The sequence below is a fragment of the Methylobacterium phyllosphaerae genome (assembly GCF_001936175.1).
Taxonomy (GTDB): Bacteria; Pseudomonadota; Alphaproteobacteria; order Rhizobiales; family Beijerinckiaceae; genus Methylobacterium; species Methylobacterium fujisawaense.
The window spans coordinates 3623001-3636587 of sequence record NZ_CP015367.1 but is presented as its reverse complement, the minus strand read 5'-3'; the positions used below and the strand labels follow the sequence as shown (position 1 = coordinate 3636587).

General features: G+C 70.6%; 13 protein-coding genes. 8 read left to right on the top strand and 5 right to left on the bottom strand.

Annotation, left to right across the window (positions count from 1 at the left end):
* Positions 1 to 306: 306 nt before the first annotated feature.
* A complete protein-coding gene (ispG, locus tag MCBMB27_RS16510; protein WP_043356351.1) occupies positions 307 to 1638 on the bottom strand; it encodes a flavodoxin-dependent (E)-4-hydroxy-3-methylbut-2-enyl-diphosphate synthase in 1332 nt (443 codons plus the stop codon).
* A gap of 373 nt (positions 1639 to 2011) precedes the next feature.
* On the opposite strand from ispG, the gene MCBMB27_RS16505 reads away from it, so the two are divergent.
* The 8 genes from MCBMB27_RS16505 to deoA all read left to right on the top strand — a co-directional run bounded on the left by MCBMB27_RS16505 (position 2012) and on the right by deoA (position 8666).
* Complete coding sequence (locus tag MCBMB27_RS16505; RefSeq protein ID WP_075380873.1) at positions 2012 to 3136, top strand: patatin-like phospholipase family protein; 1125 nt, start codon at positions 2012 to 2014, stop codon at positions 3134 to 3136.
* Positions 3137 to 3197: 61 nt separating this feature from the next.
* Positions 3198 to 3752 carry a glutathione peroxidase gene (locus MCBMB27_RS16500; protein ID WP_075380872.1) on the top strand — a complete coding sequence of 185 codons (555 nt, stop codon included), beginning with the start codon at positions 3198 to 3200 and terminating at the stop codon, positions 3750 to 3752.
* Positions 3753 to 3810: 58 nt separating this feature from the next.
* Positions 3811 to 4446 carry a sigma-70 family RNA polymerase sigma factor gene (locus tag MCBMB27_RS16495; RefSeq protein WP_075380871.1) on the top strand — a complete coding sequence of 212 codons (636 nt, stop codon included), beginning with the start codon at positions 3811 to 3813 and terminating at the stop codon, positions 4444 to 4446.
* A 103-nt stretch (positions 4447 to 4549) separates the two neighbouring features.
* Complete coding sequence (locus MCBMB27_RS16490) at positions 4550 to 5308, top strand: anti-sigma factor (protein ID WP_075380870.1); 759 nt, start codon at positions 4550 to 4552, stop codon at positions 5306 to 5308.
* Positions 5309 to 5395: 87 nt separating this feature from the next.
* Positions 5396 to 5824, top strand: coding sequence for a cytidine deaminase (locus MCBMB27_RS16485; protein WP_051045123.1), 429 nt, complete (start codon positions 5396 to 5398; stop codon positions 5822 to 5824).
* Positions 5817 to 6641 carry a purine-nucleoside phosphorylase gene (locus tag MCBMB27_RS16480; RefSeq protein ID WP_075380869.1) on the top strand — a complete coding sequence of 275 codons (825 nt, stop codon included), beginning with the start codon at positions 5817 to 5819 and terminating at the stop codon, positions 6639 to 6641. The genes MCBMB27_RS16485 and MCBMB27_RS16480 overlap by 8 nt, the downstream gene beginning before the upstream one ends.
* On the top strand, positions 6634 to 7365 hold the full coding sequence (gene deoC / locus MCBMB27_RS16475; RefSeq protein WP_075380868.1) for a deoxyribose-phosphate aldolase: 732 nt from the start codon (positions 6634 to 6636) through the stop codon (positions 7363 to 7365). The genes MCBMB27_RS16480 and deoC overlap by 8 nt, the downstream gene beginning before the upstream one ends.
* A 2-nt stretch (positions 7366 to 7367) precedes the next feature.
* The gene (deoA, locus tag MCBMB27_RS16470; RefSeq protein WP_075381997.1) at positions 7368 to 8666 is read left to right on the top strand and encodes a thymidine phosphorylase; all 1299 of its coding nucleotides are present in this window, start codon (positions 7368 to 7370) and stop codon (positions 8664 to 8666) included.
* A gap of 57 nt (positions 8667 to 8723) precedes the next feature.
* Here deoA and MCBMB27_RS16465 read toward each other — a convergent pair whose 3' ends face one another.
* From MCBMB27_RS16465 to dnaK, 4 genes are all read right to left on the bottom strand, one after another.
* Entirely contained in the window at positions 8724 to 9044 is a 321-nt protein-coding gene (locus MCBMB27_RS16465; RefSeq protein ID WP_075380867.1) for a hypothetical protein, read from the bottom strand.
* Positions 9045 to 9153: 109 nt separating this feature from the next.
* Positions 9154 to 9792 carry a class I SAM-dependent methyltransferase gene (locus MCBMB27_RS16460; RefSeq protein ID WP_043357854.1) on the bottom strand — a complete coding sequence of 213 codons (639 nt, stop codon included), beginning with the start codon at positions 9790 to 9792 and terminating at the stop codon, positions 9154 to 9156.
* A gap of 139 nt (positions 9793 to 9931) precedes the next feature.
* On the bottom strand, positions 9932 to 11080 hold the full coding sequence (gene dnaJ / locus MCBMB27_RS16455) for a molecular chaperone DnaJ (RefSeq protein WP_043357852.1): 1149 nt from the start codon (positions 11078 to 11080) through the stop codon (positions 9932 to 9934).
* Positions 11081 to 11397: 317 nt separating this feature from the next.
* Entirely contained in the window at positions 11398 to 13311 is a 1914-nt protein-coding gene (gene dnaK / locus MCBMB27_RS16450) for a molecular chaperone DnaK (protein ID WP_075380866.1), read from the bottom strand.
* Positions 13312 to 13587: the final 276 nt, after the last annotated feature.

Here is a 13587-nt window from a genome sequence, read left to right as displayed (position 1 = left end):
GCGGGATCGTGTGGCCTTGCTATCATGCCCTCGTGCGGCCGGAAACCGTGTGCCTCTGCGAAGATCGCGGAGCTGGGTCTCGGTGCGATTCAGGTCCGAATGCGATGCGCCGGAGGCGCGACACGCTCGCATGCCGACCCGATGCGCCGATGGATCAAGCGCCTGAATCGACGCGGGTTCTTGTTTCCGGGCCCGCCCATGGAGCCCCGGAATGCCGGTGCGGCGGGAGGTGTCCTCCCGGGCGAGGATAGACTTCACCGAGCCGCGACGGGAGCGGGCCGGGGGTGTTTACCCCCGCACCGCGCCTCACTCGGCGGCGGTGCGCGTCCCGCCCTGCTGACCGAATCGGCGCTGGATGTAGTCGATCACGATCGTCTCGAAATCCTTGGCCAGCGTCGGGCCGCGCAGGGTCATGGCCTTCTTGCCGTCGATGAAGACCGGCGCGGTCGGGGTCTCGCCGGTGCCGGGCAGCGAGATGCCGATATCGGCGTGCTTCGATTCGCCCGGGCCGTTCACGATGCAGCCCATCACGGCGACGTTCAGCCCCTCGACGCCCGGATAGGACTTCTTCCACTCCGGCATGGAGGTGACGATCCAGTTCTGGATGTCCCGGGCGAGTTCCTGGAAGGTGGTCGAGGTCGTGCGACCGCAGCCCGGGCAGGCCGCTACCATCGGCACGAAGGTGCGGAACCCCATGGTCTGCAGGAGTTCCTGGCTGGCCTTGACCTCGACGGTCCGGTCGCCGCCCGGCTCCGGGGTGAGCGAGTAGCGGATCGTGTCGCCGATGCCCTCCTGGAGGAGCACGCCGATGGCGGCGGAGGCGGCCACGAGACCCTTCGAGCCCATGCCGGCCTCGGTGAGGCCGAGATGGATCGCGTAATCCGAACGGCGCGCCACCTCGCGGTAGACGGCGATCAGGTCCTGCACGGCCGAGACCTTGGCCGAGAGGATGATCTTGTTCTGCGGCAGGCCGAGTTCCACGGCGCGGTCGGCCGAGCTGATCGCGGAGCGCACCATCGCCTCGCGCATCACCGCGCGGGCATCGATCGGCCGCGGCGCCTTGGCGTTCTCGTCCATCAGGTGGGTGAGCAGCTCGCCGTCGAGCGAGCCCCAGTTGGCGCCGATCCGCACGGTCTTGTTGTGCTTGATCGCCTGCTCGATGATCGCCGAGAACTGGGTGTCCTTCTTGTCCTTGAAGCCGACGTTCCCGGGATTGATCCGGTACTTGGCGAGCGCCTCGGCGCAGGCCGGGTGGTCGGCGAGCAGCTTGTGGCCGATGTAGTGGAAGTCGCCCACCAGCGGGACGTGGACGCCGATCCGGTCGAGGCGCTCTCGGATCTTCGGCACCGCCGCCGCCGCCTCGTCCCGGTCGACCGTGATGCGCACCAGCTCCGAGCCGACCCGGGCGAGCTGGGCAACCTGCGCCACCGTGGCGTCGATGTCGGCCGTGTCGGTGTTGGTCATCGACTGGACGACGATCGGCGCGCCGCCGCCGACCGTGACCGCGCCTTCGCCCTCGCCGACCGTCACGCCGACGGTGCGGTGGCGCGGCGCGGGGCCGGCGATTTCCGGGCCGCCACCGGCCAGCGGGTTGTCGGCGGCAGGGCTTTCGGAACGGGTGGCTTCCATGACTTCCATCGTGGACCTTCGCGGGCGCGCCTCACGGGACGCCGGAGCCTGAGGGCTGCCGGGTCTGTCCCGGGACACGCTTCGCCGGAACTTCGGGGCTGTCGCGGGTTAGCTGCGGACGACCCGGCGCCGCGTCAAGCCGGCGCCACGCAGGACAGCATCGCGCATGACAGCATCGCGGCTGTCATGTCGTATCCGGGCGCGGATGTCGAGTTTGCTGCACGTCCGCGCGGCGTTTGCCTTCGGCGCCATCGGGATTTCGTCCGCCTCTGTTGCCGATTCGCTCGGGTCGGCGGGGGCGCGGGCCGCGGACCGCAGGCGTGGCCGACGGTTGATGCTGCAATGCAGCATCCCATCTAAGCGGCCGGACCAGGAGGCCGACATGAACGAGCAATCCGGCGGCGAGCCGCACAATCCGGCCACTGCCGTCCCCGAGTCACCCGTCTCGGACGTGATCGAGGCGCAGTCCGCCCAGGGGTCGGGCCACGTGCTGGCCGGGCCCAAGGCGGAGAAGCCGGTGGCCCTGGCGCTGCAGGGCGGCGGTGCGCACGGCGCCTTCACCTGGGGCGTCCTCGATGCGCTGATCGAAGATGGGCGTCTGGGCTTCGAGGCGGTCACGGGGGCGAGCGCGGGAGCGATGAATGCCGTCGTCCTCGTGGATGGCTGGCTCAAGGGCGGCCCGGACGGAGCCCGCGAGGGTCTGGAGCGGTTCTGGCGCGAGGTCAGCCTCGACGGCGACCTGGGCCCGGCCCAGCGCAACTTCGTCAGCGGCCTGTTCAGCCTGTGGAAGGGCAATCCGGTGGCTGAGTTCTGGGCCAAGATGCTGGCGCCGAGCCCCTACGTGTCGAACCCGCTCAACATCAACCCGCTGCGCAAGGCGCTGGCCGAGCAGGTCGATTTCGACCGCCTGCGCGAGGCCGACACGGCGGGCCTGTTCGTCTCGGCCACCAATGTCTGGACGGGCAAGCTCGCGGTCTTCGAGCGTGAGCGGCTGACCGTCGATCACCTGATGGCTTCGGCCTGCCTGCCCACCGTCTTCCAGGCGGTGGAGATCGACGGCGTGCCTTATTGGGACGGCGGCTATCTCGGCAATCCGCCGCTCTACCCCCTGCATCGCGGCGCCCAGACCCGCGACATCGTGCTCGTGCAGATCAACCCCGTGGAGCGGCGGGAGACCCCGCGCACGGAGGCCGAGATCCGCGACCGGCTGAACGAGATCACCTTCAACGCCAACCTGATGCGGGAATTGCGGGCGATCGACTTCCTCGACGGGCTGATCGAGGAAGGCGTTCTCGGCCAGGGCCAGTATCGCCGGGTCCTGGTGCACCGCATCGACGGGACCGACGCATTGGAGGACTACAACGCCGCCTCCAAGCTCGACGCCCGCTGGACCGTCTTCAAGCGCCTGCGCGATAAGGGCCGCGCCGCCGCGCAAGCCTGGCTCGCGGAGAATTATGACGCAGTCGGCCGAGACTGTACGGTCGACCTGCAGCAGGCATATCAATGAGGTGATCCCCCGTCCGACCTGGCCCGTTGCGGCCGCGGGACGTCCGAGCCGGAGACCTGCCATGACGCTGCTGCGCCGCGAGGCTCTCATCCTGATCGGTGCCGGCCTTGCCGGCACCGCCCGCGCCGCCGAGGCCACGCGGGCCACGGACTTCGCCTTCGAGACGCCCGAGGGCGCGCCGATGCCGCTCTCGGCCTATGCGGGAAAGCCGATCCTGGTGGTCAACACCGCCACGGCCTGCGGCTATGCCGGGCAACTCTCCGGGCTCCAGACGCTCTGGACGCGGTTCGGCGACCGGGGGCTCACGGTCCTGGGCGTGCCCTCGCCGGATTTCGGCAATCAGGAGCCGCTGGATGGCCCGGCCATCGCGGAGGCCGCCCGGAAGAATCACAGCGTCACCTTCCCGCTCACCGCCAAGACCCGGGTGAAGATGCCGGGCGCCCACCCGTTCTACCGCTGGGCAGCGGCCGAGCGCCCGGCCGAGACGCCGCGCTGGAATTTTCACAAGTACTTGATCGCCCGGGACGGCACCCTGGCGGCGGCCTTCGCCACGCAGGTCGAGCCGACGGATCCGCGGGTGATCTCGGGCATCGCGGCAGCCCTCGATCAGGCCTGACATCCGAGACCCGGCCGACAGGCGGGATTAAAAGGCCGCTGCCTCGCGTTCACATCCCATGGCATCGGACAAGAACACGCGCCCGGACCTCCTCGACCTGATGGTGCCCCTGCGGCGCTACGCGCGTTCGCTGACCCGCGACGCGTTGCGGGCCGACGATCTCGTGCACGATACCCTGGTGCGGGCGCTGGAGATGCAGGGCACGCTCCGGCCCAATACCAATCTGCGCACCTGGATGATGACGGTGCTGCACAACGCCTTCATCGACGAGCAGCGCCGCCGGCAGGTCGAGGCCCGTCACGCCGACACGCTGGTGCGGATGACCGAGGACATGGCCCCGCCGGCCCAGGAGGGCCAGGTGCGCCTCGCCCAGATTCGGCAGGCGTTCCTCAAGCTGCCGGAGGAGCAGCGCGCCGCGCTCCATCTCGTCACGCTGGAAGGCATGGCCTACGCCGATGCGGCCGCCGTGTTGGGCATTCCGATCGGCACATTGATGTCCCGTCTCGGCCGCGGCCGGGCGGCCCTGCGGGCCTTCGAAGAGGGGACGCGGGCCGACCGGGCCTCCGGCGAAGGGGAACCGTCCCGGGCACCCGAGACGCGTCGCGGGCCACCCTCCACCCTCCGGCTCGTCGTGTCCGATGAGCCGAAAAGCGGGTCCCACTGGCACCTCCGACGCGCCGTCGGCGAGAGCTGAGGACCGCGCCGACACAGGTCCGGCGCCCGCGGGCGCCGGTGCCGATTGAACGATTGCGACCGGCGGATCGCCTCCGGGCACGCTGGATTCGAGGACTTTCACGATGATCGATCCGATCACAGACGACGATCTCATCGCCTTCGTCGACGGGCAGATCGACCCGATGCGCCGTCTCGACGTCGAGGCCCATCTCGCGGCCAACCCCGAGGCCGCGGCCCGGGTGATGGCCGAGATGCACGATCGCGACGCCCTGCGGGCCTGTTTCGAGCGCGTTCCCGGGCCCGGGCCGGACCGGAACGTCGTTCTGGCGCGTCGCTTCGACCGGAATTTGCGCTGGCGCCGGGTCGCCTCGCGCCTGAAGCGGGCCGCGGCCATCGCGGTGCTCGTGGGGGCGGGCTGGCTCGCCCATGACGAGATCGGCCGCTTCGGCGTTCCCGACACCCAGGCGGCGACGCCGGACCCGGCCCTGATCGCGGATGCGCGCCAGGCCCGGGTCGTCGCGCAGCTGCGCAAGAGCATGGGTGGCCAAGCCGACGATCCGGTCTACGACCGGCCGCGCCTGCGCTCGGCGACGGGCATCGATCTCCCGGCCCTGCCGGATGGCTGGCGCGTCCGCGACATCCAGGTCTTCCCCGCCCGGCACGGCACCGGGATCGAGGTCGCCCTGGAGGCCGGTCGGTTCGGCGAGGCGTCGCTGTTCGCCACCCGCGGCATCCGCGGCGGTCCGACGACGCTCACCGGCTCGGATGACGGCGACGTCGTGTCGTGGAATGCCGGCGACACGGCCTATGCCCTGAGCGGCCCGCGGGACGACACGGATCTCCGGCAGGCGGCGCGCCTCCTCGGCGCGGTGATCCGCTGACGGCGCCCCGGCGGCACCCGGCCGGAGGGCGCTGACCCCGCCCCGGCCCCCTCGACAGGGCGCCCCGGCGGGTGCCAAAGATCGGCCATGCAGGCCGCGGATTCAGCACGGGACGATGACGGGCTCGCCGCCCTGTTCGAGGCCGCCCGGGCGGTGCGTGACCGGGCGCATGCGCCCTATTCCCGCTTCCCGGTCGGTGCGGCGCTCCGCGACGAGCGCGGCGTCATCCATGCCGGCTGCAACGTGGAGAACGCCGCCTACCCGGTCGGGACCTGCGCGGAGGCCGGAGCGATCGCCGCCATGGTGGCGGCCGGAGGCCGGCGCATCGCGGCGATCCTGGTCTGCGGCGACGGCGTCGGCTTGGTGACGCCCTGCGGTGCCTGCCGCCAGCGGATCCGCGAGTTCGCCGGACCGGACACGCCGATTCATGCCGCCGGACCGGGCGGCGTCGCCCGCAGCTTCACCTTGGCGGAGCTGCTGCCGGAATCCTTCGGCCCGGAGACGCTGGGTGAGTGAGGCGGCTGCCCGCGACGCCCTGCGCGACGCCGGTTTCGCAGGACCCTACGCCTGCGCGGTGGTCACCGGCACCGGCCTCGGCGGCATCGCCGCCGCCCTCACGGATGCCATCGTCCTCGACTACGCGGCGATTCCCGGTTTTCCGGGGCCGGGCGTCAGCGGTCACGGCGGCCGGCTGCACCGCGGTCGCCTCGCGGGGCGGCCGGTCCTGATCTTCGAGGGGCGGGCCCACGCCTACGAGCGCGGCGATCCGGCGGTGATGCGGGTGCCCCTCGCTTGCGCCCGGCACCTCGGCGCCCGGCGTCTGCTGCTCACCAACGCCTCCGGATCGCTGCGGCCTGGGACGGGGCCGGGCAGCCTCGTGCTGCTCGCCGACCACATCAACCTGTCCGGCCTGAACCCGCTGATCGGCGAGGCCAGCGACGCCCGGTTCGTGCCGATGACCGCGGCCTACGATCCGGATCTGCGGACGCGGCTGCGCGCGGCGGCGGCGGCCTGCGGCCTGCCCCTCGGGGAGGGGATCTACGCGTGGTTCTCCGGCCCGAGCTTCGAGACGCCCGCGGAGGTCCGGATGGCCGGCATCCTGGGGGCCGACCTCGTGGGCATGTCCACGGTGCCCGAGGTGATCCTCGCCCGGTTCCTCGACCTGCCGGTGGCGGCGGTCTCGGTGGTGACGAACCTCGCGGCCGGGATCGCCGGGGGCGCGCCGCACCACGCGGAGACGAAGGCGGTGGCGGCGCGGGCCGCGGAGGATCTCGGCCGCCTGATCCGGGCCTTCGTGGCCCATCTGCCCGATGGAGAGACCGCCGATGACTAAGTCCGAAGCCGGCGCGGTCGCCCGCCGGGCCCTGCCGCTCCTCGACCTCACCGATCTCGGCGAGACCTGTACCGAACCCAGGATCGACGCCCTCTGCCGGGACGCGAAGCGCGGCGGCGTCGCGGCGATCTGCGTCTGGCCGCGCTTCATCGAGCAGGGCGCGCGGGCGCTCGCGGGCACCGGCATCCGGATCGCCACGGTGATCAACTTCCCAGACGGTGGCGAGGATTGCGCCCGCGCCACCGACGACACCGCCGAGGCCCTGCGCGACGGGGCGGACGAGATCGACCTCGTCCTGCCCTACCGCGCCCTGTTGCGGGGCGAGGCGGCGATCGCCCGCGACATGGTGGAGGCGGTGCGCGACACCTGCGGATCCGCGATCCTCAAGGTGATCCTGGAGACGGGCGAGCTCGCCGATCCCGATCGGATCCGGGAGGCCAGCCGGATCGCCCTGGAGGCGGGCGCCGACTTCCTGAAGACCTCCACGGGCAAGAGCGCGGTCTCGGCGACGCCGGAGGCTGCCGAGGCGATGCTGGATGAGATCCGGGCGAGCGGCCGGCCCGCCGGCCTCAAGGTCTCCGGCGGCCTGCGCAGCATTGCCGACGCAGCCACCTACCTGGCTCTTGCCGACCGCCTCATGGGTCCCGCCTGGGTGAATCCCAAGACCTTCCGGCTCGGGGCGAGCAGCCTGTTCGCGGCCTTGATCCAGGCCCGGGAGTCGTGAACGTGCGGCTGCCTCAGGAGACGATCCGGGCCAAGCGCGACGGCCTTCCCCTCGACCCGGAGGCGATCGACGCCTTCGTCCGTGGCCTCACCGACGGCACGGTGGGGGAGGGGCAGGCGGCGGCTTTCGCCATGGCGGTGTTCTTCCGCGGGCTTTCCCTTCCGGAGCGGGTGGCCCTGACCCGCGCGATGGCCGAGTCGGGCCGCGTCCTCGCCTGGGATCTCCCGGGGCCGGTCCTCGACAAGCACTCGACCGGCGGCGTCGGCGACGCGGTGAGCCTGCCGCTGGCGCCGATGGTCGCGGCCTGCGGCGGCTACGTGCCGATGATCTCGGGGCGCGGCCTCGGCCATACAGGCGGGACGCTGGACAAGCTCGGCAGTATTCCGGGCTATGACGCGACGCCCGGATTGGACGCGTTCCGCAGGGTCGTCCGGGACGTCGGCTGCGCGATCATCGGCCAGACCGCCGACCTCGCCCCGGCCGACCGGCGCCTCTACGCGATCCGCGACGTGACCGGCACGGTCGAGTCCCTCGACCTGATCACCGCCTCGATCCTGTCGAAGAAGCTCGCCGCCGGGCTCGACGGGCTGGTGATGGACGTCAAGCAGGGGGGCGGGGCCTTCATGGCGACGCTGCCGGAGGCGCGGGCCCTGGCCGAGAGCATCGTCACGGTGGCGGAGGGCGCCGGCCTGCGCACCGCCGCGCTGATCACCGACATGGATGCGCCGCTGGCCAGTGCGGCCGGCAACGCCGTCGAGGTCGCCTACGCGATCGCGTATCTGACAGGCGACCGCCGCGAGCCGCGCTTCCACGCGGTCACGCTGGCACTGGGAGCCGAGATGCTGGTCGTCGGCGGTCTGGCGCCGGACCGCGACAGCGCCGCCGAGCGACTGGAGCAGGCGCTCGCGTCGGGCCGGGCGGCCGATTGCTTCGCCCGCATGGTCACGGCTCTCGGCGGGCCCGGTGATCTTCTGGAGAGGCCGGCAACCTATCTGCCCGCGGCGCCGGTGCGGCGGCCGGTCCACCAGGAAGGGACCGTTGCGGCGGTCGCCACACGGGCTTTGGGCCTGGCGGTGATCGGGCTCGGTGGCGGGCGGACGCAGCCGGGGGACTCCATCGATCCGCGTGTGGGCTTCACGGATCTCGCCGGCCCCGGTGCGTCCGGTAGCCTGCTGGGGGTCGTCCACGCCGCCGATGAGGCCTCGGCGGATCGCGCGGAGGCTGCCTTGCGCGCCGCCTACCGGATCGGCGACGCGCCGTCGGAGCGGCCGCCCGTCATCGAACGGGTGAGGGCGGCATGAGGGCCGGCGTGAGGGCCGGCGCGCGCCCCGCCTGAGCGAGACGCACGCCGTCAGTGCTTACCAGCGGCCGTAGCCGTGGCGATGGCCCCAGCCGCCGTGATGGTGGTGACGCGGGCCGAAGCCATGGTTGCGCCAGCCGTAATGGCGTCCCCGTCCCCAGCCGCCATGATGATGATGGCGCGGACCGAAGCCATGGTGGCCCCAGCCGCCGTGACGGGGACCGTAGCCGTAGCCATACTGGACGGTGTGGATGTCCCCGCTGTCAGCCTGAAGCCCGGCGTCGAGGCTCAGCGGAGCGGCCATGGCCGGGGCCGCAAAGGCCAGCTCGCCGAAGGCAAGGGCGGCTGCAAAGCGGGTCCGTGCAGTCTTGGTGAACATCGGCGCTTTCCTGTTCCACGCCGGCCGCGTTGGCGCGTCCGGCCGTGTCTCAGGTATGCGCCTTTCAAGTTGACGCAAACGTGACCTGTTCGCTCAGGCCGTGTTCATGTCAGGGTCGGCGATAGACCCAGACCCGGGCCGGGGGCAGGTTCAGCCACACCCGGTTGGAACGGTCGGCGGTATAGCTGCCGGCTTCGCAACGGGCCGGGATCGGCGGCACGACCGCGTAGGTGAACTGCACGAACGGAGCCCCCGGCCGCATCAGGTCGTGGGCGGTGTTGAGCAGGTCCAGCCGCTGCTCCAACGGCTTGGTGAACAGCGGCAGGCTCGAGATCGTGGCCGCCGCGGGCTGCGTCAGCACGTCCTGAAGGCTCGCCCGCATGTTGTAGGCATCGCCCTGAATGACCCGCACACCGGGGAAGCGGTGGGTCAGGAGGCGGCAGAAATCAGGATTGAATTCCACGAGGATCAGGCGCTCCGGCGCAACGCCGCGCCGGATCAGCGCTTCGGTCACGGGACCGGTGCCGGGGCCGAGTTCGACCACCGGTCCTTCCAGGCGCGGGTCGACATAGGCGGCCATGGTGCGCGCGAGCATCTTGCCCGACGGCGTCACCGCACCCGTGACGAGGGGCCGCTCGAGCCACGAACGCAGGAACCGGGCCTCGTCCTCCAGGGGGTCGCGCCGCGGCCCGAAAATCGCGCTCCTGCCGACAGGAGCCTTCGCGTTGGGACGGCGGAGCGGCGGCAAGTCCTGGATTCCTTGATGCCGAATGAGAATGAAAGGCTGAAGAACGGCGTTGTCTTACAGTCAAGGCGGCGCGTCGCCTAGGGGACCCAAGCCACGCCGGCCGCTTGCATAACGGGTCTTCCCAGGATTCGGATCCGGCTCACGGCCGGACCGCGCCCCCGAAGAAGTCTCGGACCTTCGAGAAGAAGCCGGCGGATTCTGGATGATTCTCCGGCGAGGCCGACTGATCGAACTCCTGGAGCAGCTCGCGCTGGCGCTTGGTCAGGTTCTGCGGGGTCTCGACGAAGACCTGGATGTAGAGATCGCCGACCTCCCGCGAGCGGAGCACCGGCATGCCCTTGCCCTTGATGCGGAACTGCTTGGCGGTCTGCGTGCCCGCAGGGATGCGCACCTGCGTCTGCGAGCCGTCGATCACCGGCACGGTGATCTCGCCCGAGAGGGCGGCCGTCACCATCGAGATCGGCACCCGGCAGAACAGGTCGGCCCCGTCGCGCTGGAAGAATTCGTGCTGCTTGATCGACAGGAAGACGTAGAGGTCGCCGGCCGGCCCGCCGCGCAGGCCGCTCTCGCCCTCGCCGGCGAGTCGGATGCGCAGGCCGTCATCGACCCCCGCGGGCACGTTGATGGAGAGGGTGCGCTCGCGGTTGACGCGGCCCGCGCCCTGGCAGGACGTGCAGGGATCGTCGACGATCTCGCCGCGGCCGTGGCAGTTCGGACAGGTACGCTCGATGGCGAAGAAGCCCTGGGCGGCCCGGACGCGGCCGTAGCCCGCGCAGGTCGGGCAGGTCCGGGGCTTCGAGCCCGGCTTGGCGCCCGAGCCGTCACAGGCCTCACAGGTCACCGAGGTCGGGATCCGGATGGTCTCGGCCTTGCCGGTGAAGGCCTCCTCCAGGGTGATCTCGAGGTTGTAGCGCAGATCCGCCCCGCGCTCGCGGCCCGGTGTGCCGCCGCGCCCGCGCGCGCCGCCGCCGCCGCCGCGGCCGTCACCGAAGAAATTGTCGAAGATATCCGACATGAAGTCGCCGAACTCGTTGCCGAATCCGGGACCGCCGCCCCCGCCCTGGCTGAAGGCCGCGTGGCCGAACCGGTCGTAGGCGGCACGCTTCTGGCCGTCGGAGAGGCACTGATAGGCCTCGTTGATCTCCTTGAACTTGATCTCGGCGTCCTTGTCGCCGGGATTGCGGTCGGGATGAAAGGTCATCGCGAGCTTGCGGAAGGCGACCTTCATCTCGCTTTCCGTGGCGGTCTTAGTGACCCCCAGGATCTCGTAATAGTCCCGCTTCGACATCCCAACCCGTCTCCGGACAATCCATCCGCGCCCTGTCTCGGGGCGCGGCGCGGCCGCCTCGCAGGAGGCGTCCAGACGGCGCCGTGATCCCTGGACCCCGCCGCGCCGACGCCCGCCGCGGCGGGGCTTCGGGACGCGGGTTTGCGCAGGATGTGCGGACCGATGCACGTCGCGATTCGCGCTCTAGCACGGGCTGGCAGCCCGCGGCTCCGATCCGGGCGATATCCCGCGTCCTGCGGCGCCTGCGCAACAGCGCGTGTCAAGCAAAGGCGGGGCCGGATCGCTCCGGCCCCGCACGGTCGTCTCCGACCCGCGCCTCAGGCGCGCTTCTTCTGGTCCTTCTCGTCGACCTCCTGGAAGTCGGCGTCGATGACGTCGTCCTTCTTCTCGGAGGCCGCCTCGGCACCGGCGTCGGGGCCGGCCGCCTGATTGGCAGCGTACATGGCCTCGCCGAGCTTCATCGAGGCCTGCATCAGGTCCGTGGTGCGGGCCTTGATCGCCTCGACATCCTCACCCTCGAGGGCGGTCTTGAGCGCGGTCATCGCGGTCTCGATCGCGCCCTTGTCGGCGGCCGGGACCTTGTCGCCGTACTCGGTCACCGACTTCTCGGTGGCGTGGATCAGGCTCTCGCCCTGGTTCTTCACCTCGACCAGCTCGCGGCGCTTCTTGTCGGCCTCGGCATTCGCCTCGGCGTCCTTCACCATCCGGTCGATGTCGGCGTCCGACAGGCCGCCCGAGGCCTGGATGCGGATCTGGTGCTCCTTGTTGGTCGCCTTGTCCTTGGCCGTCACGTTGACGATGCCGTTGGCGTCGATGTCGAAGGTCACCTCGATCTGCGGCATGCCGCGGGGCGCCGGCGGGATGCCGACGAGGTCGAACTGGCCGAGCAGCTTGTTGTCGGCCGCCATCTCGCGCTCGCCCTGGAAGACCCGGATCGTGACGGCGTTCTGGTTGTCCTCCGCCGTCGAGAAGGTCTGGGACTTCTTGGTCGGGATCGTGGTGTTGCGGTCGATGAGCCGGGTGAACACGCCGCCCAGCGTCTCGATGCCCAGCGACAGCGGGGTCACGTCGAGGAGCAGGACGTCCTTGACGTCGCCCTGGAGCACGCCCGCCTGCACGGCGGCGCCGATGGCCACGACCTCATCCGGGTTGACGCCCTTGTGGGGCTCCTTGCCGAAGAAGGCCTTCACCACCTCCTGGATCTTCGGCATGCGGATCATGCCGCCGACCAGCACCACCTCGTCGATCTCGGAGGCCGAGACGCCGGCATCCTTGAGCGCCTTGCGGCAGGGCTCGATCGTGCGCTGCACCAGATCGTCGACCAGCGACTCGAACTTCGCCCGGCTGAGCTTCAGCGCGAGGTGCTTCGGGCCGGTGTTGTCGGCGGTGATGTAGGGCAGGTTGATCTCGGTCTGGGTGGCCGAGGACAGCTCGATCTTGGCCTTCTCGGCCGCCTCCTTGAGGCGCTGGAGGGCGAGCTTGTCCTTGGTCAGGTCGATGCCCTGCTCCTTCTTGAACTCGGAGGTCAGGTATTCGACGATCCGGTTGTCGAAGTCCTCGCCGCCCAGGAAGGTGTCGCCGTTGGTGGACTTCACCTCGAACACGCCGTCGCCGATCTCGAGGATCGACACGTCGAAGGTGCCGCCGCCGAGGTCGTAGACCGCGATCGTACCGGCCTTCTTCTTGTCGAGGCCGTAGGCGAGCGCCGCCGCGGTCGGCTCGTTGATGATGCGCAGAACCTCGAGGCCCGCGATCTTGCCGGCATCCTTGGTGGCCTGGCGCTGGGCGTCGTTGAAGTAGGCGGGGACGGTGATGACCGCCTGCGTCACCGGCTGGCCGAGATGGGCCTCCGCGGTCTCCTTCATCTTCTGCAGCGTGAAGGCGGAGATCTGCGACGGCGAATACTTCTTGCCGTCCGCCTCGACCCAGGCGTCGCCGTTGTCGCCGCGGGCGATCTTGTAGGGGACGAGGCCCTTGTCCTTCTGGGTCAGCGGATCGTCGTAGGTGCGGCCGATCAGCCGCTTGATGGCGAAGAACGTGCGCTCTGGGTTCGTGACCGCCTGGCGCTTGGCCGGCTGGCCGACGAGCCGCTCGCCGTCATCCGTGAAGGCGACGATCGACGGCGTGGTGCGCGCGCCTTCCGAATTCTCGATGACCTTGGGCTGCGTGCCATCCATCACGGCCACGCAGGAATTGGTGGTGCCCAGGTCGATGCCGATAACTTTACCCATGGCGGGATCCCTCTTTTCGTCGCGTTCAAGCAGACCGCCGAGCCCCGAAGCAGCTCGGCCCATGGCGGTGTACGGAGGTGATGTGAGTATGGGACCCGGGCCGGATCAAGGGCCGTGAACGGCTGAAACCCAGCGCGCAATCCCGCGTCGAGGGCGATATAAGAACCCCGTTCCGGGCTCGCAAGGCGAAGCCTGCGCGGCGGCATTCATCCCGCACAGGCGCGCCATATCCTTGTCATTCCGGCAGGATCTCGCCGCAGGGCCGCCCTCTGCCCG